This is a genomic window from Oceanobacillus timonensis, from assembly GCF_900166635.1.
Taxonomy (GTDB): domain Bacteria; phylum Bacillota; class Bacilli; order Bacillales; family Amphibacillaceae; genus Oceanobacillus; species Oceanobacillus timonensis.
Map to the genome: position 1 here is coordinate 3,798,325 of NZ_LT800497.1, position 20,915 is coordinate 3,819,239.

Genomic DNA, 20,915 nt, shown 5'->3' on the forward strand with positions numbered 1-20,915 from the left:
GTCAGGTTTTGTTTCATCTTATTTTTTTACTTTCGTCACAATAATCATAATAACTGCCACAACAACTGCCGGTAACAGCCAGCCCAAGCCTTCTGCGTAATACGGCAGGACATCCAGTGCTTCCAAGACTGTATTTAACCATCCCGGTAAATCGGCCTGCAGCGACTCAAAGAGTGCTACCAGACCATCGATGATACCGAAAATGAACGTAACGGCGATTGTTGGAATATATACGATACGTGAATGATCAAAAAACGGTGATACAAATGTTAATAACACTAATACCATCGCCAGCGGATACAAGAACATCAGCACTGGCGTAGAAAATGTAATAATATTTTCCAAACCAAAGTTAGCTACAACGAATGTTAAAATAGCGAAGAAAAACACCCACGGCTTATAAGCAATCGCAGGAATTAAGGAATGGAAATATTCCGCATTTGCGGTAATTAATCCTATAGCTGTAGTCAAACAAGCTAAAATAATAATTGCTGCCAGTAAGATAGACCCGAATGTACCGAAATAATGTGCTGCGGCGCCGCTTAATACAGGACCACCATTATCAAATACACCTAATTCTGTCACGCTCGTTGCACCTAAGTAAGAGATACCTACATAGATAATCACAAGTAAAGCGGTTGACGTTAAGCCAATCTTCGTAACAGCGGACAAAATTTGATTATTATTTGTGATACCAAAACTTTTTATCACATTAATAATAATGATTCCAAATACCAGCGCAGCTAAAGCATCCATCGTATTATACCCCTCTAAAAATCCATTAAAGAAGGCGGATGATTGATATGTTGCATCCGGAGATTGGATCGACCCCATCGGATTAAAAAGTGCGACTGCTAATAAAATAAGCAGTAACACAACGAGAACAGGCGCCAAAAATTTCCCGAGATTATCGGCGATTTTTGACGGGAACAATGAAAAAAGTAACGCAATCAAGAAAAATGCGCCTGTAAAAATCAATAGAACCGTAGATTGTGAACCTTCACTTACGTAAGGCCCAATTCCGACTTCATAAGCAACCGTTCCTGTTCTTGGAGCCGCAAAAAATGGTCCAATTGTTAAATAAAGAAGCGCTGTAAATAAAAGTCCATAAACAGGGTGAACACGGCTTGCAAGCTCCTGAAGATTATTTTTTCCAGAAAAGCCCATTGCCATAATGCCGAGAAAAGGCAGTCCTACTCCGGTTATTAAAAAGCCAACCGTAGCTGGAATAATATTATCTCCTGATAATTGCCCCAATTGAGCGGGAAAAATCAAATTTCCTGCTCCAAAAAATAACGCAAATAACATAAATGCAATTGCTAAGTAATTACCTGGTCGCAGTTTGGTATTCATTTTATTCCTCCTATCTCCAAACCAAAAATTCTTGGAATTATCTAATTATTTGACGTAATTTGACACAAAAGCTATCTTACTACTTTCAAAAATAAAATGCAATGGAAAGAATGAGAAATGATGCAATCTGCAAAAGCGATTCAATGCGATTTTAGATTATCGTAGTGTGAACTGGATGCAAGGTGCAGAGATAGTGCGACTTGACGCTCAGTTCTCAGTCTTTGTTTTGTAGATCGTACGGCTGTAAACACCGCCCTTCTCAATAAAGCTTCTTTGTATTTTTATGGACATTCTCTTTTCAAGCTTATACCATTGAAAGAAATACAAATTTCACAAAATTGGATAAAGAGGTTGATAAATGATGAAATTATCTCGTCGTGTAGAACAGCTTCCTTCCCAATTCTTTGCATCTCTGGCCAGTAAAGTAGCTGCTGCTGTCAAAGAAGGAAGGGATATTATTAACTTAGGACAAGGCAATCCCGATCAGCCCACGCCACCGCATATTATCCGTGCCCTGCAGGAAAGTGCAGAAGATCCTGTTACCCATAAATATTCTCCTTTCCGCGGTACGGATGAACTCAAACAAGCAGCCGCCAAATTTTATAAACGGGAATATCATGTTGATTTAGATCCTGATTCCGAAATTGCTGTGCTATTTGGGAGTAAAATCGGATTGGTAGAACTCCCTTTGGCGGTCATGGATAAAGGGGAATTAATGCTGTTGCCCGACCCTGGCTATCCAGATTACTTATCCGGCGTGCCATTAGCAGATGTGACGTATGATACCTTTGCTTTATTAGAAGAAAATCATTTTTTACCGGACTATGCCGCATTATCAGATGAGCAAAAGAGACTTGCTAAGCTGTTATATTTGAATTATCCGAATAACCCGACCGGAGCAGTTGCAAGCAACGCTTTTTTTGAGGAGACAGTTGCATTAGCGGAAGAACATGATATTGCCGTTGTACATGATTTCGCTTATGGGGCCATTGGTTTTGATGGGTATAAACCAGTAAGCTTCCTGCAAACAGAAGGTGCAAAAAATGTCGGTGTCGAATTGTACACCTTGTCCAAAACCTATAATATGGCAGGCTGGCGTGTCGGTTTTGCTGCTGGAAATAAAGATATGATTGAAGCCATTCAAATTCTGCAAGATCACTTATTTGTCAGTCTTTTCCCGGCAATTCAAAAAGCTGCTGCAGAAGCTCTATCAGGCGACCAACATTCTGTAGCCTCTCTTGTGGCGCTCTATGAACAGCGTCGAAACACATTAATAGAAGAATGCAGACGTATCGGCTGGGATGTAACTGCCCCAAAAGGATCTTTCTTTGCCTGGCTCCCAGTTCCAACAAATTTTACGAGCGAAGCATTTGCTGATTATCTATTAGAGCAAGCGGATGTAGCCGTCGCAGCCGGAAACGGATTCGGTAAGGCTGGGGAAGGGTTTATCCGGGTCGGATTACTCGTTGAAAATGAACGCATTCGTGAAGCCATACGCCGAATTGAAAAACTTCAACTATTTTAGAAAGAAACGAAAGCGAAAAGGAGATATGAATGATGAGCGTTATTTCTGACATTTTTACACATATTGAAACGGCTTACCGCACTAGGCAGCCTGTGCCCTTTATCCGTGATACCTATTCTATCACTGAAGAAGAAGCCTATCATGTGCAGCATGCTTTTATTAAGAAACGTATTCAGGAAGGGGATGCAATTGCCGGCTATAAAATCAGTATGACCAGTGCGGAGACACAAGCAATTGCCGATACGAATGAACCTGCCTATGGCACCATTCTTACATCGCAAGTATTGCAGGGAGATTCTGAATATGCTTTGTCACACTTATTCTCCCCCTTAATAGAGCCGGAACTGATGTTTTTTATTCATGAAGACATATCTGAAGACGCAGATGCACAGGAAATTATCGAAAAAACATCCGTTGCTCCGGGCATTGAAATTCCAGATGCAAGGTATATCGACTGGTTCCCTCATTTTTCACTAATCGATTTACTATCTGACAATACCGCAACAGGCAGAATTGTTGTTGGTGACCCTGTACCTTGCCCTGAATTAGAGAAACTAAGTGCAATTGAACTGGATTTACAATTCAACGGAAACACAACCCATACCGGCCGCTCTGATGCCGTATTAGGTAACCCTGTTTATGCTGTTACATGGCTTATAAAGAAATTAGCTGAGCATAAGCAATCATTGCAAAAAGGCATGGTAGTATCTTCAGGAACGTTTATTCCACCGTTTAAAGCAGAAGCAGGAAAATACCTCGCCAGCTACAAAGATATTGGCAGTGTGAGGATAACATTGGTTTAAAGAGACATGAAAAAGAGGAAGTAATATCGTATTGATTCCTCTTTTTCATGACACCCCTATAAATAGGAATAAGATACTTGCAAGTTATTTTACAAAATTAATCTTTTCATAGTGTAAAAAAAGGACACCATCTGTTAAAGTTAAAAATATAGCTTATAAAAAAGTCGTTTTACTTGAGTAAAAATAATATACACGCGGAAAATATTCGCAAGAGAGGTTCAAAAGATGACTGAATGGTACAAACTTGATAATGCAGGGAAAATGTTTCATGCTGTATCCAAACCGACAAATTCTTCGGTCTTCCGGCTTGCTGCGGTCATGAAGGAAACCATACAGCCTGATAAGCTGCAACTTGCACTTGATGATGTCATTACACGCCTTCCAATGTTTGCAGTAAAGCTCAGCAAGGGGGTGTTTTGGGATTTTCTTGTGGAAAATAAGGAGAAACTTTTTGTCCAGTACGAAAATCAATATCCGTGTGCACCTATGGATCCTATAGAGACAAATGGATTCTTAATACGTGTGATGTATTATAAAAAAAGGATTGCTGTTGAATTCTTTCATTCTGTTACTGATGGTACAGGTGCTTTCGAATTTGTTAACGCACTGGTTTATCATTATCTCATTCACTTGGGTGAAGATGTAAATTATCAGAGTAAACTGATTAATATCCAGGATGAGCCCAGCTATTTCGAGCGAGACGACAGTTATCAAAACTATGGAACAGATGAAAAACCGGAAAAATTCAAAGAAGTATCTTCCTATCAAATTCGCGGCGGAGCAATAGACCAGACAGTAGTTGTCCACGGGAAAATGAGTGCGGAAAAGGTACACCAGCTTGCTAAGGCACACGGAACCACCATTACTGCTTTTATTTCTGCACTGCTTATTGCAGCAATCTATAGGGAAAGACTTAAATTTCGGGCTTACCAAGAAGAAATAAAAATTGCTATCCCTGTTAACTTAAGAAATCTCTTCCCTTCCAATACACTTCGTAATTTTTTTGGTGTCGTCAATATTGGCATGGCTGTAACAGAGCAAACAACTTTAGAAGAAATTATCTCAGAAATATCCAAACAATTACGGGAAAAAATACGGAAAGAAAGCTTGCAGCAAACGATTAATGATCGGGTAAAATGGCAGACAAGACTGGCAGCAAGATTTATCCCGCTTCCATTAAAATACCATGCAATCCGTTATGGATATAGAAGTTTCAGTGAACGTACCAAAACAATGACATTGACAAATCTGGGGAAGGTACAGCTTCCTGATTCTATGAAGTCACACATTTCTCATATGGAACTCGTTTTATATCCGACAAAGAAAAGCCCCATGAATGGAGCGATGATAGCTGTTGGTGATGAACTTGTGATTTCATTTGCGAGAATGATCAAAGAAGCGGATATTATTCGTACTTTTTTCAGAGAACTTTCAAAGATATACAATTTGGAGATAGAAGTATACTCCAATGACAGCAGGTGAAAACAATGCAACATTATTGCACAAATTGCAAAACCTATACCAGACAGCAATACTGTCCATTATGTAAGCATAAGCTTTCTCATAAAGCTGGTGATAATGCATATTATCCTATTTATGAAACTAAAATCCAACGACGCCGTTTCGCTCAAAGGCTTGTCTTATTTATTGCTATCTCTGCTGTCAGTATAAGTTTACTTATTAATTTGCTGGCTAACCCGGAAAGGTTATGGTTTTTATATGTGCTAGGCCCTGTATTGTATGGTTTATTAACAGTAAATCATACCATTCTTTCCAGAGCTCATATCGGTTCCAAGGTTGTTCTTCAAGTTATCGCACTCTCTGTGATGCTATTTATTCTAGACGCAGCATCCGGAAGTTCGAAATGGTCCATACATTATGTCATTCCCTTTCTCGTTACGCTTGCCACCGTGCTTGTAACGATTATTGTATTGCGAAAACCAATGAAATGGCGGGAATATATTGGATATATGTCAGCCATGGTCATTCTCGGCTTTCTTCCCGTTATTCTATTCTTAAGTTCCTGGTCCACAGTATTATGGCCGAGTGCAACCACCGCTTTATATGCACTGTTAACATTAATTGGAATGGTATTATTTTCAGAGAAAACAATGAAGAACGAAATTGTACGGCGATTTCATTTTTAATAAAAGCGCATGCTGTCCCTTTTCTTACCAACATGCGCTTCATATCCTTCCCCTGCTTCCTCTAATACAGGTTCTGCTTCTTTTTTCTGATTTCCTCTCTTCTATTTAAGGACTTTGATTCTTGATGTTGTATCTTAAAAAATATTTATTTCTGCCCGGTCTTCTTCTATCTTCCTGTATGTTTCGCTCCATTTACGGCAAAACTGCTTCTAAAAGAATCATAAAGGAGAAGCTAAAAATGATTGCGTTAGATACCAATATGCCTGGAAAAAGAGGTATTTTGAGAAAATTACAGATTCATTTAGAGGAACTGGGCTTTCATATAGACAGAGAGAGTAAACAACATGCCTTTTTTAATGGGGTTCTTTCCAGTCAGGCAAAAGAAAAACTGTACTTATCTCTCCCTTTTCAACTATTGCAAGAAGAACAGGATCAACCATCTGCTCATATTGAATTTGGAAACCCAAAGATCACTCAATCCACTGCTTGCCAGGGCTCCAATTTATTTCAAAACCTCCTCCATGAAGAGGAATTCCATTACTGGAAACACAAAGGAGAACAAGCTGTACAGCAAATCATCAATCATATCGATAATAATCTTTAGTTGAACTTTTTCCTCACGTCCATCATACTAAAAATGAAATGGCTTTAGGAATGAAATGGCTTTAGGGAGGACTATTATGTATCACTTTGTAGAAGAGCAAATTAAAAAAGCAGTGGATGATGGCGAATTCGATCATTTGCCTGGCAAAGGAGAACAATTAGATTTGCGTGATGAATTTGCAGGATTGCCTGAAGAAGTGAAACAATCTTTCCGTATCTTAAAACGGGCAGGCTATCTATCAGAGGAGCAGGAAAATCAAAAACAGTATATATCGCACAGGGATTTAATGAAAATTGCAACAGACGGCGAAAAGCAAGCGGATCAATCTGAAAAACAAGAAGCTTTTCACACATTAACCAAAGAACGTAAACTGGATAAAAGCAGTATTTTTCATAAATACGCAAAAAAGATCCGGCACAAGTTATTTCAATGAAAAAAGGGACTAACCTATGATGCGTTAATCCCTTTTTTATTTTAATTATCTTTTTATCTTCTTAAAACAATCTCATTAGAACAAGCCCAGCTGTTGCGAGGCCAATCCATCAAATTCAATGCCTAACATTTGCTGCAGCTGTTTCGCATTACCAGCCGCATGTCCACCCGAATTATTATTAAATAGAATAATAACTTCTTTACACTGCTTTTCCAGTTTTTTCACTTCTTCAGCCATTGCAGTTAATTCCTGCTCATTATATTCATATAAATAACGGACTTTTCGCCAATTGGCATTACCTGAATAATTCCATCCATGAACATTTCTTCCATGCAATCGGATAAGAGCTTTATCTTTTGTGGTTACAACAGGTACAAATGGCACTGATTTTTCACCAGCCTGCGGTTCATCAGCAATGGTATGAATCCAGCCCTCCTGCTTCATAAAATCCAAAGTTTGCTGCTGAAATCTTTCTTCGTACCATGACCGCTGCCTAAATTCCAACGCAACTGGAATATCCTTCATTTGCTGCCTACAATAACGGATATACTGTACATTTTCTTTCCTGCAATCAAACCACGGTGGAAATTGAAACAAAACAGCTCCTAGCTTCCCAGCTCTCTGAAGCGGCTCAATCGATTCTCTGAAAGCCTGGAACATTTCTGCTTTCGTTTTAAAAGGGTCTTCCTTTCCCTCCCGATCATGCCCTGTCATTCCCTGATAGGCTTTCACGATAAATTGAAAATTCTCCGGTGTCTCCTTTGCCCATTTTTCCATATTACGAATAGGCTGCACCGCATAGAAGGAGGCGTCTAATTCTACCACTGGAAAATGACTGCTGTATTCTTGTAATTTTTCATGTGCTTTTGTATCATCTGCATATATAGAATCGTGGTCTCCCCATCCTGTTAAACCAATTTGAATCACTCTGAACACCTCTTTTACTACTGCTCCCTGACTTTTTTCTGGTCGCGCCCGACCATATATTTAACAAACGGTATGATAATAACGGATAAAAATATAATCCGGAACAACTGGAAAGAGGTCACTACCGTTACTTCTGCCTGAATCGAAGCTGCGATAATTCCCATTTGATCCACACCGCCCGGCACAACACTTAAAAAGCTGGTCGCAAAATCCATAAATTGATGCGCCATCCATTCACTAATAAAAAAAGCCACACTAATTAAAATGACACATGAGCCGATAGCATACGCAATATGTGACTTCATTTTCTTCAGCTTATCCCGCTCCAATAATAAGCCTACATAAATCCCAATAAAAAGTTGAGCAATATGTAGTAAATTTTCCGGCATCACCGGTACCTGAATCGATAATAGATTACAAATCATAATAAAGAAAACAGGTCCTAATAAATAGGCAGTAGGTACTTTGATTAACTTGCAGGCCATTCCCACTATGTAGCATAGAATCAATAAACCGAATAAAATCAGTGAATAACTTTCTCCTGTATTATCAGATGCTGCACCGCCATTATTACTGGAAACAATAAACGGAACCAATGTAATAATCGCCAGCAATCGCATGACTTGGTAAAAAGTTACTACGGTTATATTCAACGTTTTTTGCTCTTCCGCAAAAACAACTACCTGTTGTAATCCTCCCGGAGCACAACAAGCCATTGCTGTCCCAATATCCAGCTTTGCCCATTTTGAAACCAAAAAACTGATGCCTAAAAATAAAACAAAAAAGATAATGTTAATGATAATCATCATTGGAAAATAGTTTACCATATCCTGCAGCGCTTCTAATGTAAAAGCATAACCAATTGTGTACCCAGCAATAACCAATCCGATATTACGAAAAGTTGAATCCCATACCATTTTCCAGGATGCTTTTAAATGAAACAATAATGTCACAATCATCGGGCCAAGCAGCCAGGGAAGCGGCAGGCCAAAGATCGAAAAGACAACAGCTCCCAAGAGGCCTATTGCGAACGTTCTCAGGAATAAAAATATCATATAATTCCCTTCCTTCTTTCCCTATTATAACGTGTTCTTCCAAATACGAAAATCTATTATTTCGGATTTGGAAGTAAAAAAATTGGCATATACGTCATTATAATAGAATATTTTATTGACATACCATGACTGTCATAGTAATATGTTTGTATTAACAATTACTTGGACTGTCATAGTACTAAACCTAATATATATTAATAAATGAAGATAATTCGTTGTAAAGCTAGGAGGGATTTTGTTGGAAGGAAGAATTTCAGCAGATTTATTACGCGGACATACAGATACGATTGTGTTGGGCATTCTAATAGAAAACGATGCTTATGGATACCAAATTTATAAAACAATCTTGGATCGGACAGATGGCTTATATCAATTAAAAGAAGCCACCCTTTATTCCAGCTATAAACGATTGGAAAAGGATGCATGCATTGTCGCCTATTGGGGAGATGAAAGCCAGGGTGGCCGGAGAAAGTATTACCGGATTACAGATAGAGGACGCACCCAATATAAACAGAATATTGCCGATTGGGAATTTACGCAGCGTATTTTAAATCGATTATTAAAGAAGGAGGACGATTAACATGATGATTAAACACTATGTTGATGATTTGTTTCAAGGATACGAAACCACACCAGAGCTTGAAGATTTTAAAGAAGAGATCGTCATGAATTTAAAAGACCGGGTGCAGGATTTAGAAAAGGAAGGAAAATCATCTGATGAGGCATTTGCAGAGGCCGTTTCAGAATTAGGCGACATTACAGCTATCGCTGATGATTTAAGTAGAGAGAAGCGAAAAGAAATTATTGGGAAAATGTATATTGATACGAAACCAAAGCTGTCTGCAGGCTATGCGATTGGATATACACTTTCTGTTGGAGTGCTATTGTTTGGCATTATTACAGCCATGATCACTTATTTTTCAACAGGAAATCATTTATTCATTGCTATTTCCTCCTTTCTTCCATTTGTTGTACCTGCTGGAGCTGCCTTAACTTATTTAGGATTAACAACAGAAACAACAGCGAAATATCCGATGAATTGGAAACGGGCACTTATTTACGCTCTTGCTGTTGGCGTCATCTTATTTGGAATATCCATCTCCAGTTCACAATACTTTATGGAAAGTAGCGACCCCGCCGCTATTCTGGGTATGTTGATTCCTTTTGTATTACCTGGTGTATTGATTATCGCCTTTTTAATTCTTACCGAGAAGAAGCGATTCAAGCCATGGTTAATGCAAGAGCATGAACGCTATCACGAAGCTTACGCAGGATATTATAAGGATACAGAAGAAATAACAAAACGCGGAATGCTGTCGGGAGCGTTATGGATTGGAACACTGGGAATTTTTCTTATTATCTGGATTCTGACGAATATCTTTTACGCCCTTCCTGTTTTCTTATTCGCCATTGTCGGAGAGCTTTTAATTGAGTACCGTATGATATCCAAGCATAAACGCAATTCAGCAACAAAATAATATGTATACTTCTATCTACTCTCGCACCCATCTCTTTTAAAAGAAATGGGTGTTTTTCTATGCATAAAACATTTGTCTTCGTACAAATTAGTGTATAGACATATTCAAGAAAATAGAAATACCTATTTTTTGGTTTGATTCTTTTTTAATTGGGTATTATGAGGTTAAATAACTCTCTTTCATAGAGATTGGAAAGGATGACTCATCATGAAAAAAAGATTTCTTCTTTGCCTGACACTGCTTCTTTCCATCACTTTAGCAGCTTGCGGGACAAGCGATGACAGCAATACAGAAAATAACGCAACAAACGATTCAGATACAAGCGAAAATGCAAACGATAATAATGAAGATACGAATACAGACGATGAAAATACGGATGATGTCAACACCAATGATGATAATAATGGTGCATCAGAAAATGATGCTGTTGACCTTACTAACGTATCTTTAAGTGTAGAAGATGCGATCAGCGCCTTTCAGGAAAAGTTCCCGGATACACGTGTTTCCTCTATTCAATTAGATGAAGAAAGAGGAGAGCTTGTCTACGATATTGACGGTTTCGATGATTCCATGGAATATTCCGCTGAAATCAATCCGTCCGGCGAAATCATAGCGGAGGAGCAGGAACAGCAGGATGCAGATGACCGTTATGAGGAATTAATGCTGGATGATTATATCACTGCAGAAGAAGCCTTATCTACAGCTTCAGAAGCTTCCGAAGCAGAAGGCATCACTGCAAGAAGCTGGTCTTTAGAATTTGAAAATGGCAGCCCGGTATACGAAATTAATTTTGAAGATAGGGGATCCCAGGAAGTGGATGTTTATATTGATGCGGAGTCTGGAGAACAACTGCATGTGGAAGTGGATGATTAAAATTTAATGAAAGCAGGCTAAGCTCGAAGCTTAGACCTGCTTTTTACATATCAGCCAGTTCCCTTAATTCCTAGAAGCAGTGGAAGATGCTGCAAAAATAGCTGCATTCATCGAATCAATTGTTGCTTTCACAGATTTGGAAACAGGCAGATTTTTACTCAGCTGCTTGATTTGTTTTTCTGCCCGCTTTGCTTCTTTCCGATCTGGAAATACGATACGGAGCAAGCTGCTGACATGGACTAATGACATAAGGACAACTACCCGCTCTTCTTCTTTTTCTAAAGGCTTCTGCTTATCCCTTTTTTCTAAAACTTCCTGAAAGCTTTCTTTCATCATTTTGATAAAATCCGTCTGCTTAAACTTGTAGGTATAAGATGGAAAAATGCCTAAAATCCGATTCTCTTCCATGTTACCTGCTCCAGCTCGATCTAACTTATTCGCGATTTTACGTGCGATATTTTTGTGCGAACGTTTCAATGCAGAAACCCAATATTTTGGCGTTTTTTTACTTTTTTGTTGTATCATCTCTAGTGTTTCTCTTAAGAGCGGGTCTTCCACTTTTGCTTCTGTATAAGCGATTTCTATTTTAGAACGATGCATCTCCACCTGCCCTTCCAGCATTAGTTCTGCCAGCAAAGCACCGCTTAAACTATAGGGCAATGCGGAGGAAGCACGTCCATAAGCTTTGTTTGTTTTTGGATCAATCGATAATAAGAAAAGCTGTTCTGCTAGTAAAAGCATGTTTCTTCTCCCTCTCTTTCATACACATTATTCCTTTATATTCAAAATACTTTACGTTGATAAATCCATTGGCTGGCTAACCAGGATATGAGGTATAAACCAAGCGCTATAGCTGCACTGCTCAGATAAAGCGTTGTTGTTGATAAGCTTGCAATAAAATCTGTTATTGTTGTAAGATGCTTTGCTAGGAAACGGGAAGCGGGTTGAAAACCTATTGCTAACACAATCATTCCAATAAAGATTGCTATCCCGATATAAGCAGGTTTTAAAATATAAAATAAAGGAAAGGCAAAAGCTGCAAAAGTAAAGAATAATCCCGCTGCTATAGCCATATCCTCGATTCCAAAGCCAAAATCAGTCAGATATAGCACTACTCCCGCCAGCGCAATCGATATAACCATATAGACAACAGCACCAATATATCTGGAAGCAACAATCTCCTTACGTGTATATGGTAAAGAATTAAGAAGCATGTTTGATTCAGTCAGAGAATCATAAACATAGGCATTTGCCGGTATAAACGTACTGGCTAGCAGAAAAATAAGAATTGGACTAAGGTTATAAGCAAAGAAAACAAGGAAAATAATCAGCGGAACAAATAGGAGAAGCTGCGTTTTTTGGATAATAATATCTTTTTTTATTAAATTAAACATACTGGTGCCCTTCTCCTTTCGCATAATACATAATATCTTCCAATGTAGCTTCTTCAATCTCGACACGATCACCAAGTAACGCTTTAGCCTCTCTTGCATCATCGGTTAGAGCTTGAAAACCATAAGCAGAACGCTCCACCTTGATAAAGATATCTTCTGTTTCCCGATTCAGCAAATCAATACTTCCTTTGACCAAAGCATACCGTTTCTGAACATCTTCCAACGAATCATTAAAAAGCAGTTTCCCATTCTGAATAAATGCGATATCATCCGCAATCCGTTCTAAATCACTGGTAATATGCGTCGAAAAGAATAGAGTACGTCTTCCGTCATCCATCATATGCTGCAGGATATCCAGCAACTCTCTCCGGAAAACCGGATCTAACCCTGCAGTCGGCTCATCCATCATAATAAATTCTGCATCATGAGATAACGCTATTGCCAAAGAAGCTTTCATCTGCATTCCTTTCGAAAATGTTTTAATGGCTTTATTTAAAGGCAGTTCAAATAACTTGATATAGTGATAGAATGTCTGATCATCCCAATTTTTATAAGCCGGCGCAACAATGCGCTTGATATCTTTTAAATTCAAGCTTTCATAAAACACATTGCTGTCATAAACAAAGCCCATACGCTCTTTAATCGCTTTCTCGTTACCCGAATAATTCATTCCAAAGACCTTTACTTCTCCATTATCTGGCCGCAGAAGATTCATCATCAGCTTCATCGTGGTTGATTTCCCTGCTCCATTTGCCCCGACAAACCCTGTTACATGTCCTTGTTTTATTTGTAAATGGATATTTTCCAAGGAAAAATCTTTAAATTGTTTGGTTACATTCTTAAATTCAACAATATTTTCCACACGTATTACTCCTTTCTTGATTTTGTATTTATTTCGTTTATTGTATATATACTATATTAACACTATACACATTATTAAAACATGCTTTTCTTATCTTTGCAACGTAAAAATGTTTTTCACACAAAAAAAGACCTCAGCTTCAAGCTTGAGATCTCTAATTAGCGTCTACTCTCATTTAATTTTTAAAAAGCTTTCCGTTGATAAATAACGTGACTGCATAACCAAGAAGCTGCATATAACACAGCAATGATCCCCAAACCGCTTCCATAAAGGGTAACAGTCGATGTGTTAGCGAAGAAATCTGCAACCGGTGTAACATACTCTCCAATAAATCTGGTTGCCGGCCCGCTTAATATAGCTAATAAAACGATTCCTATCACCACTGCTGTTCCAATATGTCCGGGCTTCAATAAATAGAACAATGGAAAAGCAAGAGCGAACAAAATAAGTGTAATACCAGCTCCAATTGCTGCATCAGCCCATGTAAAAGGACGGTTAAATACATGAAAAAGTGCTGTTGTGCTTCCAATACATGCCGCCATATAGAAAATGGCGCCAATATACCTGGAAGCAACAATTTGTGTACGGGAATAAGGCAACGAATTCAGTAAAATATTGGTTTCTACTTTTTCATCATACGAATAGGCATTTATCGGAATGAAAAATCCTGCAAATATAAAGATAACAAAAGCTGACATGTGTGAACCCGCAAAAATAAAGACAAGAATGCAAGGTAAAAATAAATACAACTGAAATTTCTGTATAATCAAATCTCTCCGGATTAAATTAATCATATCGTTTATCTGCTCCTTTCATATAGAACATGATTTCTTCTAAAGATGCTTTTTCAATCACAACGTGGTCGCCAAATACTTCTTCCACTTTCGCCGCATCCTTTGTCAACGCCTGAAAGCCGTTAGGCGAACGTTCTATGTTTATAAAAAACCCCTCTGTATCCGCATCAAGCAATTCCGTGCTTCCCTTCACAATGGCATACTGCTCCTGCAGTTCGTAGACAGGCTTATCAAAGCGAATCTCCCCTTCATCAATCAACACAATATAATCGGCAATCCGGTCCAGGTCACTTGTGATATGTGTCGAGAAAAGAATAGTACGCTTTCCATCTACCATGACATCCTGGAAAATATCTAAAAGCTCGCGGCGAGATGTCGGATCCAGCCCGGCTGTCGGCTCGTCCATGATAATTAGCTCCGCATCATGCGAAAGAGCCATCGCAATCGATGCTTTCATCTGCATCCCTTTAGAAAATTTCTTCATCGGCTTATTCAAGGGTAATTCAAACTGCTTCACATACGAATGAAACTGCTTTTGATCCCAATGGGTATATGCCGGCGCAACAATCTTGCTGATATCCTTTAAATTCAGTGATTCATAGAATATATTGCTGTCATAAACAAAGCCGATACGATTCTTGATTTCCTTTTCATGCCTGGCATAATCCAGACCAAATACACTTACTTCTCCATTATCCGGCTGCAGCAGATTCATAATGAGCTTCATCGTCGTTGACTTCCCGGCGCCATTAGAACCAATAAATCCAGTTACAAAGCCCTGCTTTATTTGTAAATTCATATTATGTATTGTGAATGCTTTCAATGCTTTGTTTACACCGTGAAGTTCGATTACATTTTCCATTCCCATCACTCCTCATACAACAGCTTTAATAATTCCTGCAGTTCTTCATAAGGCAAGCCAATTTCTTTACTATTGGTAATCACTGCACTCAACTGTTCTTCAATCACTCGTAATTTTTTCTCCCGGATCACATCTAAATTTTGTTCCGCTACAAACGATCCTTTTCCTACGATTGAGTAAATAAATCCCGCATTTTCCAGTTCTTCATAGGCTCGTTTTGTTGTAATCACACTTATTTTCAAATCTTTCGCCAGCTGTCTGATGGAGGGCAATGCATCCCCTTCCGCCAAATCGCCTGACAGGATTGCTGTTTGAATTTGCTTTAAAATCTGCTCATAGATCGGCTCCTTGGAGCTGTTTGATATGATAATTTGCATGTCCATACCTCTTTTTCTGATTGTATATCTACATTATACACAGTATAAAAAGGATTTGATAATTTCGTCAAGCTACAATGAAAATATCGGGTCGAATGGAGAAGGAAAAAAGGAATTATCGTCTGCATACTATAATTAGAATTATTAAAGTTATAAAGAGGAAATAAAACAGAATGAAAGCGATGAAAAGTCTTCCAAATGCTATATTCGATATCATTTTCATTGTTTTAGACATTCATCATTCATTGACCATCTGGTTTTATCCATTCTTCATGATTGGTTTGAATTAGATTCATATACATCTTATTCACCATACCAGCCAATTTTCTTATAAAAAATCCCAAACAGATACTTATTTATCCTTTCGAACTTTAAAGATAACTTGGTAAAAAGGAAATAATATTATATGAATGGTTGCAAACAGTAAAACTACATTAAAAAATGATGTTTCGTAAAAATGAAACCATTTCGTAAAAATCTCTTTCTGCAGCATTTCATTTCAAAATTTACCGAGTTCAAATTCTGTAACAAAAGGTGTAGCATCCATAATTATCAATATTAAATTGAGAATTATAAAAAATCCAACCTGAATGAACCACGCTTTCATCCGCTTCCTCCTCCATTTCGGTAAATAGTCAGGTTAAGAATAACTGATGGATCAGTCTCTTTTGAAAACATTGGAAAGTAGCAAAAAAATCGTTTGCAACACAATAATAACCACGCTAAGAAGAGTAATAAAATTAAAAATATCAGATGTGTGAAAGTGGAAAAAGTCATTGAACCATGTTGACTCCATGACACTATCCCTCATTCGCATCAACAGGGAATTATCATCACGTAGATTCGGACTCCAGCCTATCCTGTCAAAAATAACAAGCAGGATTTGTATACCAATCAACCCTGTTGCCGTACTTAACCAGCCTTTCCATGCACGATTTTTAGAAGATTGTTTCATGTTTCACCCCTAACACAAAATTGTACATATACTATATAAACAATATACATATTAAATCATCTTTTCTTTCTTTTTTCAACCATAAAAAACCAGGAATTCACCTGGTCACTCATTTTCTTATTTATCATCTATTACGTTTAAATACATTTTTTAAAAGCAGATTATTTCAATAATTTCTTTTTTGCTTCTATTTTTCCCTATATTTTTATCCTTTCAATGAACAATTGTGAGATAAAGATTTTAGCTCATAAAAAACGTCCAGAGCTTTCTTTAGTAAAGAAAGCTCTGAACGAATATTCCTGTGTTATCATCTGATTTTCACAAACTGTACACATTTGTTAAAAGAAAGAAGGAACTGCTTTTTAAATATTAGTCTTCCAACTTAAACACACGAGTTGCTTCGACAGCTTTTTGCCATCCTTTATATAATTTATCGCTTTGTTCGTTGTCCATTTTATCTTGGAATGTTTTCTCGACTTTCCATTGCTTAGCAATTTCTTCCTGGCTATCCCAGAAGCCGACAGCTAATCCAGCCAAATAAGCAGAGCCGAGCGCTGTTGTTTCCTGAATCACAGGGCGCTCTACGTCAACATCCATCATATCGCTTTGGAACTGCATTAAGAAATCATTTTTCACCGCGCCGCCATCAACACGAAGCGTTTTTAATTCCATATCGGCATCTGCAGCCATGGATTCGATAACATCTCTGGTCTGATAAGCGAGTGATTCTAATGTCGCACGGATAAAATGCTCTTTTTTCGTTCCTCTGGTTAAACCAAATACAGAACCTCGTGCATCACTGTCCCAATATGGTGTTCCTAAACCAACAAAAGCTGGTACAACATACACACCATCCGTTGACTCGACACGTGTTGCAAAATCTTCACTTTCCGGACTTGATTCAATCATTCTTAAACCATCACGCAGCCACTGAATGGCAGATCCGGCTACAAAAATACTTCCTTCCAATGCATAAGTAACTTTTCCATCAACACCCCAGGCAATAGTAGTCAATAGGCCGTTCTTAGACTCTATAGGTTTTTCTCCTGTATTCATTAATAAGAAACCGCCTGTGCCATACGTGTTTTTCGCCATACCTTGTTCAAAACAAGCCTGACCAAATAAAGCAGCTTGCTGGTCGCCTGCAACACCTGCAACAGGAACTTCTGCACCAAAGAAATGATAAGATACGGTTTTTGTATATTCTTCCGAAGACGGGCGCACCTCTGGAAGCATGGATTTCGGCACATCTAGAATATCTAACAGCTCATCATCCCATTTTAGATCATAAATATTAAACATTAATGTTCTTGCAGCATTGGAATAATCGGTCACATGGGTTTGCCCACCGGAAAACTTATAAATAAGCCAGGAGTCAATTGTACCGAATAATAAATCTCCAGCTTCTGCTTTTTCTCTTGCTCCCTCTACATTATCCAGTATCCATTTTACTTTCGTTCCTGAGAAATACGGGTCAATCAAAAGACCTGTCTTACTCCGGAATGTATCCTCGTAACCCTGTTCTCTTAACTCTTTACAAATAGGTTCTGTTTGACGAGACTGCCAGACAACAGCTCTATAAATCGGCCGGCCTGTGTTTTTATCCCATACGACTGCTGTCTCGCGCTGGTTGGTAATGCCAATCCCTTCAATCTGACTTGCCTCGATACCTGTTTTATTTAGCACTTCTGCAATACAACCAAGCACAGATGTCCAAATCTCATTCGCGTCATGCTCTACCCAGCCTGGTTTATCAAAGTACTGTTTAAATTCGATTTGTGCCGTATCGACAATTTCCCCTTTATTGTCAAATACAATTGCACGTGAACTGGTTGTTCCTTGGTCAATTGAAAGAATATATTTCTCTGCCATCCCTGATTCCTCCATTTTTTATATTTAAAATTTTTCCTGTTCAAAGTTCAGGTTTTTATTCTATTTATTACTTACCCTAAAATAACTTATTTTATTCTTCTTTATGAAACAGCCTGCTTATCTCGTCGCTGCTCATTTAAGAATGCTACAACCAATGTAATGATAACAATAACAGACGTTATCCAAAAACCTGCGCCCATGTTTCCTTCAAACATAGCGCTATAGAAAAATGCACCATACACGCCGCCGACGATTGGACCAATAATAGGAATTAATGCATAGCTCCAATCTGAATCACCTTTACCGATAATCGGCAAAATAGCATGTGCAATTCTCGGACCTAAGTCTCTCGCTGGATTAATCGCATAACCGGTAGGGCCGCCCAGAGACATGCCGATAGCAACAATTAATAAACCGACAACAGCCGGATTCAATCCTTCTGTGAATTCGTTTGCACCGATGAACAACAGTCCTAGTACCAATACAAATGTTCCAATGATTTCACTAACTAAGTTGGCAGGATAACTTCTTACAGCCGGTCCTGTCGCAAACACACCCAGTTTAGCACTTTTATCTTCTGTCTCTCTCCAATGCGGAAGATACTGGAAGTAAACAATGATTGCGCCGATAATCGCACCAATCATCTGTCCTGATATATATGCTGGCACTTTATCCCACGGGAAATCACCAATTGCGGCAAACCCTAATGTTACTGCAGGATTTAGATGAGCATCAGATACATTTCCTGAGGCATAAACCCCCATCGTTACGGCTAACCCCCAGGCTAAAGAAACCAATACCCATCCGGCGCCTTCTGCTTTTGACTTTTTTAATTCTACCCCGGCAACAACACCGACACCTAAGATAACAAGAATCATTGTGCCAATTAACTCAGCCAAAAATTCAGTCATGTTCTAATCCCCTTTGCTAAATAGAATAATCTATTGATTTTAACAAGCATTTTAAGAATAAATGACAAATAAAAAAGCTCACACAGATAGAAACGTTTTCTTTTTCATGAAAACGATTTACTGTGTGAACTTCATCTCCGACACAACCCTTAACTTGTCTTTAAACACCTTATACCAAAAATAAAACGCTGTCAATAACTTCATTTTTTTATTTAGCTGGGAGGTTGGTTTCATTAAACAGAGAAATCCTCCGTGAAATAGTGATATTACAGGATTTTTCAAGGCTCCATTCTTATTTATATTTTTATAAATTCCTGTCATTCAGATTGTTAATGTGTTGCTGGTATATATAACTAAATATGCATAAAACGGATTTTACTGGAAATTAAAAACCCCTGGACTTCTAAAGCCCAAGGGTTTTTTGGCATTTTGCAACAACTTATAACAACTGCCGAACAGCTTATTGTTCATTATCAATTCATTTTTGCGTGTTGTTTTCCATGCCTTTCTCCACTTCCATATCTTCTTCATACAAGTGACTTCGAATTTTAAAGAACTCAAAAACATGCGTCACAAATACCTTTAGAAGGGCGTAACCGGGGACAGCTAATAGAATACCGACAATTCCAAATAACTTTCCGGATGTCAGGATAATAAAGATAATCGTAATTGGATGAACGCGCAGATTTCTTCCCATAATTTGCGGAGAGATAAACTTTCCCTCTACCAGCTGTACAATCGTCCAAACCATAATCAGTTTAATCACCATAAACGGGGAAGTCACAATTGCAATAATTAATGCTGGCGTGATGGCGATTGCCGGCCCCAGATATGGAACAACGTTAGTAAAAGCAGCAATTAACGCCAACACCGGGGCATATTCCAATCCGATAATGGTAAACCCAATATACATTAGTACGCCTATACAGAAGGCGACAATAATCTGTCCACGTATAAAGCTGCTGATTTGATGATTCATTTCCTTCAGAATCACAAAGGTTGGTTTTCTCATCGATACTGGTAAAAATTTTATAAAATATCCCGGCAGCTTTTCACCATCTTTCAATAAATAAAACAAGATGAATGGCAGTGTTACAACTGCTAAAACAATATCTGTAACAGCTCCAATCACGTTGCCGATATTGGAAAAAGCACTATTTACAATATCCAGTGACCGATCCGATATTTGCGTTGCAAACCCCTGCAAATCAATATATTCTACTAATTGAAATTGGTTTATAAAATTTCCGCCGATAAAGTTATTGACCATCGTCTCAATATCAGAAATAAAAGGAGGCAGACTCATGATGAAACTCGTAATCTGTTCTCTTAAAAAAGGAAAGACAGAGCTGATGAAAATCGTTAAAATCCCAATAATAACCAGATATAATCCAAAAATCGAATAGATTCGCTTCACATTTTTCTTTTCCAGGTAATTCACAATCGGATTCAGCAAATAATATAAAATAGCTGATAAAATAATTGGCAGCAATACTGTTTTCAAAAGCACTACAAATGGCGTAAACACAAATGAAATATGTGTGAAAATAAGTATGTTTAAGCCAATTAACAATAAGATGACCAAAAATACAACAAAACGGTTGTTTAAGAAAAAACGTTTAAATAAGTCTATTTTATCGTTAACGGATTTCAATGTAGCACCTTCTTTTTCCAAAAATTCTAAGTTACT

At 38.1% G+C, this 20,915-nt stretch carries 22 protein-coding genes; 9 read left to right on the forward strand and 13 right to left on the reverse strand.

The annotated features are described in order from the left end of the window. Positions 1-18: 18 nt before the first annotated feature. On the reverse strand, positions 19-1,353 hold the full coding sequence (gene brnQ / locus B7E05_RS18765) for a branched-chain amino acid transport system II carrier protein (protein ID WP_080875635.1): 1,335 nt from the start codon (positions 1,351-1,353) through the stop codon (positions 19-21). A 361-nt stretch (positions 1,354-1,714) separates the two neighbouring features. Here brnQ and B7E05_RS18770 point away from each other — a divergent pair, with 361 nt between their 5' ends. The 6 genes from B7E05_RS18770 to B7E05_RS18795 all read left to right on the forward strand — a co-directional run bounded on the left by B7E05_RS18770 (position 1,715) and on the right by B7E05_RS18795 (position 6,865). Next, positions 1,715-2,878: a pyridoxal phosphate-dependent aminotransferase gene (locus tag B7E05_RS18770; RefSeq protein WP_179134633.1), complete on the forward strand. Its 1,164-nt coding sequence runs from the start codon at positions 1,715-1,717 to the stop codon at positions 2,876-2,878. Positions 2,879-2,907: 29 nt separating this feature from the next. Further along, complete coding sequence (locus B7E05_RS18775; protein WP_143833258.1) at positions 2,908-3,681, forward strand: 2-keto-4-pentenoate hydratase; 774 nt, start codon at positions 2,908-2,910, stop codon at positions 3,679-3,681. A gap of 225 nt (positions 3,682-3,906) precedes the next feature. Continuing rightward, positions 3,907-5,163: a phthiocerol/phthiodiolone dimycocerosyl transferase family protein gene (locus B7E05_RS18780; protein ID WP_080875638.1), complete on the forward strand. Its 1,257-nt coding sequence runs from the start codon at positions 3,907-3,909 to the stop codon at positions 5,161-5,163. A gap of 5 nt (positions 5,164-5,168) precedes the next feature. Further along, entirely contained in the window at positions 5,169-5,828 is a 660-nt protein-coding gene (locus B7E05_RS18785) for a DUF6320 domain-containing protein (RefSeq protein WP_080875639.1), read from the forward strand. 238 nt (positions 5,829-6,066) lie between these two features. Beyond that, positions 6,067-6,432, forward strand: coding sequence for a YugN family protein (locus B7E05_RS18790; RefSeq protein WP_179134582.1), 366 nt, complete (start codon positions 6,067-6,069; stop codon positions 6,430-6,432). 76 nt (positions 6,433-6,508) lie between these two features. After that, the gene (locus B7E05_RS18795) at positions 6,509-6,865 is read left to right on the forward strand and encodes a DnaJ family domain-containing protein (RefSeq protein WP_080875641.1); all 357 of its coding nucleotides are present in this window, start codon (positions 6,509-6,511) and stop codon (positions 6,863-6,865) included. Between the two features lie 75 nt (positions 6,866-6,940). Here the strand turns inward: B7E05_RS18795 and B7E05_RS18800 are convergent, their stop codons facing one another. Further along, positions 6,941-7,792: a DUF72 domain-containing protein gene (locus B7E05_RS18800; protein ID WP_080875642.1), complete on the reverse strand. Its 852-nt coding sequence runs from the start codon at positions 7,790-7,792 to the stop codon at positions 6,941-6,943. 17 nt (positions 7,793-7,809) lie between these two features. Continuing rightward, positions 7,810-8,847 carry an AbrB family transcriptional regulator gene (locus B7E05_RS18805; protein ID WP_080875643.1) on the reverse strand — a complete coding sequence of 346 codons (1,038 nt, stop codon included), beginning with the start codon at positions 8,845-8,847 and terminating at the stop codon, positions 7,810-7,812. 235 nt (positions 8,848-9,082) lie between these two features. Between B7E05_RS18805 and B7E05_RS18810 the strand changes: the two genes are divergently transcribed. The 3 genes from B7E05_RS18810 to B7E05_RS18820 all read left to right on the forward strand — a co-directional run bounded on the left by B7E05_RS18810 (position 9,083) and on the right by B7E05_RS18820 (position 11,198). Then, on the forward strand, positions 9,083-9,427 hold the full coding sequence (locus B7E05_RS18810; protein ID WP_425435100.1) for a PadR family transcriptional regulator: 345 nt from the start codon (positions 9,083-9,085) through the stop codon (positions 9,425-9,427). A 1-nt stretch (position 9,428) separates the two neighbouring features. Continuing rightward, positions 9,429-10,325 (forward strand): permease prefix domain 1-containing protein, encoded by an 897-nt coding sequence (locus B7E05_RS18815; protein WP_245833170.1) that lies wholly within the window; start codon positions 9,429-9,431, stop codon positions 10,323-10,325. 207 nt (positions 10,326-10,532) lie between these two features. Continuing rightward, a complete protein-coding gene (locus B7E05_RS18820; RefSeq protein WP_080875646.1) occupies positions 10,533-11,198 on the forward strand; it encodes a PepSY domain-containing protein in 666 nt (221 codons plus the stop codon). 63 nt (positions 11,199-11,261) lie between these two features. On the opposite strand, the gene B7E05_RS18825 is transcribed toward B7E05_RS18820, so the two are convergent. The 10 genes from B7E05_RS18825 to B7E05_RS18870 form a co-directional block, all read right to left on the reverse strand. Then, on the reverse strand, positions 11,262-11,939 hold the full coding sequence (locus B7E05_RS18825; RefSeq protein ID WP_080875647.1) for a GOLPH3/VPS74 family protein: 678 nt from the start codon (positions 11,937-11,939) through the stop codon (positions 11,262-11,264). 41 nt (positions 11,940-11,980) lie between these two features. Beyond that, positions 11,981-12,592 carry an ABC-2 transporter permease gene (locus B7E05_RS18830; RefSeq protein WP_080875648.1) on the reverse strand — a complete coding sequence of 204 codons (612 nt, stop codon included), beginning with the start codon at positions 12,590-12,592 and terminating at the stop codon, positions 11,981-11,983. Continuing rightward, complete coding sequence (locus B7E05_RS18835; protein WP_080875649.1) at positions 12,585-13,454, reverse strand: ABC transporter ATP-binding protein; 870 nt, start codon at positions 13,452-13,454, stop codon at positions 12,585-12,587. The genes B7E05_RS18830 and B7E05_RS18835 overlap by 8 nt, the downstream gene beginning before the upstream one ends. Before the next feature lie 182 nt (positions 13,455-13,636). Further along, positions 13,637-14,248: an ABC-2 transporter permease gene (locus B7E05_RS18840; RefSeq protein ID WP_080875650.1), complete on the reverse strand. Its 612-nt coding sequence runs from the start codon at positions 14,246-14,248 to the stop codon at positions 13,637-13,639. Next, positions 14,241-15,110, reverse strand: coding sequence for an ABC transporter ATP-binding protein (locus B7E05_RS18845; RefSeq protein WP_080875651.1), 870 nt, complete (start codon positions 15,108-15,110; stop codon positions 14,241-14,243). The genes B7E05_RS18840 and B7E05_RS18845 overlap by 8 nt, the downstream gene beginning before the upstream one ends. A gap of 5 nt (positions 15,111-15,115) precedes the next feature. After that, a complete protein-coding gene (locus tag B7E05_RS18850) occupies positions 15,116-15,487 on the reverse strand; it encodes a GntR family transcriptional regulator (RefSeq protein ID WP_080875652.1) in 372 nt (123 codons plus the stop codon). 658 nt (positions 15,488-16,145) lie between these two features. Further along, complete coding sequence (locus B7E05_RS18855; protein WP_080875653.1) at positions 16,146-16,442, reverse strand: YfzA family protein; 297 nt, start codon at positions 16,440-16,442, stop codon at positions 16,146-16,148. Positions 16,443-16,811: 369 nt separating this feature from the next. After that, entirely contained in the window at positions 16,812-18,314 is a 1,503-nt protein-coding gene (gene glpK / locus B7E05_RS18860) for a glycerol kinase GlpK (RefSeq protein WP_080875654.1), read from the reverse strand. A 101-nt stretch (positions 18,315-18,415) separates the two neighbouring features. Beyond that, a complete protein-coding gene (locus B7E05_RS18865; protein WP_080875655.1) occupies positions 18,416-19,225 on the reverse strand; it encodes an MIP/aquaporin family protein in 810 nt (269 codons plus the stop codon). Positions 19,226-19,703: 478 nt separating this feature from the next. After that, positions 19,704-20,879: an AI-2E family transporter gene (locus B7E05_RS18870; RefSeq protein ID WP_080876369.1), complete on the reverse strand. Its 1,176-nt coding sequence runs from the start codon at positions 20,877-20,879 to the stop codon at positions 19,704-19,706. Positions 20,880-20,915 lie beyond the last annotated feature (36 nt).

Bases quoted from the DNA above. Each gene is read 5' to 3' on its own strand.
- B7E05_RS18795 (WP_080875641.1), top strand. From the start codon at position 6,509: ATGTATCACTTTGTAGAAGAGCAAATTAAAAAAGCAGTGGATGATGGC.
- B7E05_RS18850 (WP_080875652.1), bottom strand. From the start codon at position 15,487: ATGCAAATTATCATATCAAACAGCTCCAAGGAGCCGATCTATGAGCAG.
- B7E05_RS18775 (WP_143833258.1), top strand. From the start codon at position 2,908: ATGATGAGCGTTATTTCTGACATTTTTACACATATTGAAACGGCTTAC.
- B7E05_RS18825 (WP_080875647.1), bottom strand. From the start codon at position 11,939: ATGCTTTTACTAGCAGAACAGCTTTTCTTATTATCGATTGATCCAAAA.
- glpK (WP_080875654.1), bottom strand. From the start codon at position 18,314: ATGGCAGAGAAATATATTCTTTCAATTGACCAAGGAACAACCAGTTCA.
- B7E05_RS18855 (WP_080875653.1), bottom strand. From the start codon at position 16,442: ATGAAACAATCTTCTAAAAATCGTGCATGGAAAGGCTGGTTAAGTACG.
- B7E05_RS18845 (WP_080875651.1), bottom strand. From the start codon at position 15,110: ATGGAAAATGTAATCGAACTTCACGGTGTAAACAAAGCATTGAAAGCA.
- B7E05_RS18780 (WP_080875638.1), top strand. From the start codon at position 3,907: ATGACTGAATGGTACAAACTTGATAATGCAGGGAAAATGTTTCATGCT.
- B7E05_RS18785 (WP_080875639.1), top strand. From the start codon at position 5,169: ATGCAACATTATTGCACAAATTGCAAAACCTATACCAGACAGCAATAC.
- B7E05_RS18820 (WP_080875646.1), top strand. From the start codon at position 10,533: ATGAAAAAAAGATTTCTTCTTTGCCTGACACTGCTTCTTTCCATCACT.
- B7E05_RS18805 (WP_080875643.1), bottom strand. From the start codon at position 8,847: ATGATATTTTTATTCCTGAGAACGTTCGCAATAGGCCTCTTGGGAGCT.
- B7E05_RS18790 (WP_179134582.1), top strand. From the start codon at position 6,067: ATGATTGCGTTAGATACCAATATGCCTGGAAAAAGAGGTATTTTGAGA.
- B7E05_RS18830 (WP_080875648.1), bottom strand. From the start codon at position 12,592: ATGTTTAATTTAATAAAAAAAGATATTATTATCCAAAAAACGCAGCTT.
- B7E05_RS18770 (WP_179134633.1), top strand. From the start codon at position 1,715: ATGAAATTATCTCGTCGTGTAGAACAGCTTCCTTCCCAATTCTTTGCA.
- B7E05_RS18840 (WP_080875650.1), bottom strand. From the start codon at position 14,248: ATGATTAATTTAATCCGGAGAGATTTGATTATACAGAAATTTCAGTTG.
- B7E05_RS18865 (WP_080875655.1), bottom strand. From the start codon at position 19,225: ATGACTGAATTTTTGGCTGAGTTAATTGGCACAATGATTCTTGTTATC.
- brnQ (WP_080875635.1), bottom strand. From the start codon at position 1,353: ATGAATACCAAACTGCGACCAGGTAATTACTTAGCAATTGCATTTATG.
- B7E05_RS18815 (WP_245833170.1), top strand. From the start codon at position 9,429: ATGATGATTAAACACTATGTTGATGATTTGTTTCAAGGATACGAAACC.